The following is a 3,003-nucleotide window of genomic DNA, read 5'->3' on the forward strand; positions in this document are numbered from 1 at the left end:
GCCGGTAGCAAAGTTGTGCAGGGGAGAGAGACCGAGGAAGTTGAGCGAGCTGACATTGGCCAGCCGGGTGCGGAACTTCCAGTTGCCCGGAAACTGGGCATAGAAGGCGGCGGTGACCGCGAGATCTTCCTTGACGGTGACAAAGCCGGCGTTGGATAGCTCGGCGCGCGTCTGGGCAAGCTGGCGCGCGAGTTCTTCCTGGCTGGCGGCATAGATGGCCATGCTGAAGTGATACTGGCCCAGCACGAAGTTGCCCGAGGCGAGCTGGTCCATGGCCTGGTCCAGTTCGGCGATCTGGCTGACGGCCCGGTCACCGGAAGAGATCATCATGCCCTTGGTGCGCTCCAGCGCCTTGAGCGCGTCATGGCGGCCCATGGGGCTGAACGAGTGCGTGATGACGTATTCGAAATCCAGGTATTTCAGGCCGTTGAGCATGCCCGGATAACTGCCCTCGGCGTATTCCTTGACGTTGAGAATGGCGCCGTAGTGGTGGGTGCCATGTGGCGTGGTGATCGCGAAGTCCCCCGAGCGCGACGAAAAACGCAGCCGCGATGTCGGCAGGTATTGACCGGCCGGGATGGGCAATACCGGCACGCGTTCGTCGACGCGATTGAGCAGGTAGCCGTAAAGCTCCAATGCTTCGGAAAACACCACGCCATGCGATGACTCATACATGCGCAGCCGCGTGGGGGCATAGTCGCGCAGGACGGCTTCCACATTGCCGGCCAGTTCCAGCACGGTGGCGATGGCGTGATCCTGTTGGGCTTGCAGGCGGTCCAGGCTCGCTGACTTTTCGGCAAAGCGCCTGCCGCCGACGACCGGGCGATAGAGCATGGTCAGATAGAGTTCGTTCTGCATCAGGCGCGTGGACGACAGCGTGCCGTAATAGGCGTTCGACAGCTGCTGGTTGAACAGGTGATCGAAGCGGCTCGTGTCGCGCAGCCGTGTACGCCGGCGGATATCGTGCGACCAGAAGGCCACGTTGACGAAATCCGGGGCACGCAACGTCTGTAGCATGCGGTTGAAGGTGTTGTGGCGGTGCTCAAGCTCCCATGCGTCGCGGCCGACGAAGGGCAAGCCTTCCAGGCGCCATACCATGGCGTAGTCTCCGCCGGTGGTCTTGAGCACCGTGGGCGATACATGGGTGGATAGGGGAATGAATTCGCTGATGCAGGCGTCGGGTGCGCGCATGGGGTGCTCCGGCAAGAAGCGGCACCGGCAAGCCGGTGCCGCCGTGAGTCAGGGAAGGCCGTCGTCGCGGTGGTCGATGGGTGAGAACGACCACATGCCATCGTGCTGGCGCAGATTGCGCACACGGGTGCGAAATTGCAGACGCAGGCCGAGCAGGCGGAAAATCATCTCGTCGCGTCGTGCCATCTGCCGCATGGCAAAGACCACCAGGGGCAGCAACACCAGGTAGAGAAGGTTGGTGTACATCGCCAACAGCAGGCAGGCGCCAGCCCCCATGAAGAACGGCACGTACGGCACACCCATGAACATGGCCGGACGCGTGCAGCCGCGAAAGATCGGGTCCTTACGCATAGCGGCTCATCAGGTAGTCCATGACCATCGCGGTCTGGCACTGGTTGCCGGTGTCGCCAATGAGCATCCTGGCGATCTGGCCGGCCGCGCCGATGAGCAGGCCTCCTACGAGGATGGGCGCGACGTCGGAGATGCGCTTGTGCGCGAAGGCGATCTGATAGCCGGCAAACACCACGGCGATCGTGACCACCGCGATGGAGGCCATGTTGAGTAGCCCATTGATGTTGGTGAAGAAGCCACAGACTTTCTTGTCGGCACCGGCGAAACCATCCTGGGCCATGGCCAGTTCGGGGACGGCGGTGATGACCAGCGCGGCCAGGGTGGCGAAGGTGGCCTGGATCACGGCGCGGTTGCGGGCGGTGTATTGCATCGATTCCATCGTGGATAGCTCCTGGTTGGTACGAGTGAGGCGGTGCCGTGTGGCGACCGCGGGGTTGGGATTGCGTAAGCGTTGCCGGGCAGCGACGAGCGCATGTTTCGCTTCGCCGAGCGTGGGGCAGGGGGTGTGTCGCGCTGGCTGCGCAACGGGCGAAAGTCAGAACACGAAGGCGTCGTCGCTGCCTCCTTGGGAACTCTCCGGCGTTGCGGTGGTTTGAGTGGCGGCGGTGTCGCCGGGGCCGTGCACGTCGGGCACGAATACGTTGCCTTGTGGCGGCGACGAAGAGGGCGCGGCCACGGAGGCCGGTGGCGGCTGGGCCGGTGGCAAGATGGGAAGGCTGCGCAAGGCGATGCGATGGTCACCCGCACGTTCTTCGCGCACCGTGGGTATCGGCTGTGTGGCGTCGATCTCGGATGGCTCAACCACCGTCTGTCCCTCGCGGGCCATCGAGGCATAGATCTTTTGCACGTAACCGTGGCGAAAGCCGGTTTTGAAATTGCCCGAGTAGTAGCAACTGAAGGCCTTGCCCCAATGGCCGCTTGCATCGTTCAGGCATTGGGCCAGGATGCGCGCGCCCGCTTGCAGGTTGGTGCAGCGGTCGAACGCCTTGGCGTACGAATCGATGCCGTATTTGGCCAGGTTGCCTTTATAGATCTGCGCCAGGCCCAGCGAATACTGATAGCCCTTCGATTCGAGCATGCGCACCGTGGCAAGGGCTTCGTCGAGGGTACGAGGCTGGCGTGCCAAGCGATCGCCCACGACGCCGATGGCGAAAGGGTTGTGGCCCGATTCGATACGCACCACGTGCTGCATGACGGCGGCGGGTACGGCCAGGGCGGGACAATCGGTCATGGGAAGCGTGTCGATCATCGGCATGCCTTCATGCCCGCTCGGCCAGGTGTCGACCCGGGTTGAAATCGATGCCGGTGATGTGACGCCGGCCGGCATGGGCCTTGATGTGCACGACGATGTCGATGGTCATCATGAGCAATCGCTTGATGACGTCGAATTCCAGGCCCGACCCCTCGGCGGAGGCCTTGACCATCAGCGCCAGCTGATCCCAGGTCTGCTCGGTGCTGCCG

At 63.2% G+C, this 3,003-nt stretch carries 3 protein-coding genes and 2 pseudogenes; all 5 read right to left on the bottom strand.

Translation table 11 applies throughout. From position 1 onward, the window contains the following. Window positions 1-1,191 (bottom strand): annotated as a pseudogene (locus tag VF436_RS10450) (VirB4 family type IV secretion/conjugal transfer ATPase); the annotation flags it as partial. Window positions 1,192-1,239: 48 nt separating this feature from the next. Then, window positions 1,240-1,542: a VirB3 family type IV secretion system protein gene (locus VF436_RS10455; protein WP_330903961.1), complete on the bottom strand. Its 303-nt coding sequence runs from the start codon at window positions 1,540-1,542 to the stop codon at window positions 1,240-1,242. Further along, a complete protein-coding gene (locus VF436_RS10460; RefSeq protein WP_414649836.1) occupies window positions 1,535-1,912 on the bottom strand; it encodes a TrbC/VirB2 family protein in 378 nt (125 codons plus the stop codon). The genes VF436_RS10455 and VF436_RS10460 overlap by 8 nt, the downstream gene beginning before the upstream one ends. Window positions 1,913-2,077: 165 nt before the next feature. After that, window positions 2,078-2,791 (bottom strand): lytic transglycosylase domain-containing protein, encoded by a 714-nt coding sequence (locus tag VF436_RS21695; RefSeq protein WP_414649835.1) that lies wholly within the window; start codon window positions 2,789-2,791, stop codon window positions 2,078-2,080. 10 nt (window positions 2,792-2,801) lie between these two features. Continuing rightward, window positions 2,802-3,003 (bottom strand): annotated as a pseudogene (locus VF436_RS10470) (P-type DNA transfer ATPase VirB11); the annotation flags it as partial.

It is taken from the genome of Dyella sp., from assembly GCF_036384435.1.
Classification (GTDB): Bacteria; Pseudomonadota; Gammaproteobacteria; order Xanthomonadales; family Rhodanobacteraceae; genus GSA-30.

Coding starts and splice junctions, on each gene's coding strand:
- VF436_RS10460 (WP_414649836.1), bottom strand. CDS start 1,912: ATGCAATACACCGCCCGCAACCGCGCCGTGATCCAGGCCACCTTCGCC.
- VF436_RS10455 (WP_330903961.1), bottom strand. CDS start 1,542: ATGCGTAAGGACCCGATCTTTCGCGGCTGCACGCGTCCGGCCATGTTC.
- VF436_RS21695 (WP_414649835.1), bottom strand. CDS start 2,791: ATGATCGACACGCTTCCCATGACCGATTGTCCCGCCCTGGCCGTACCC.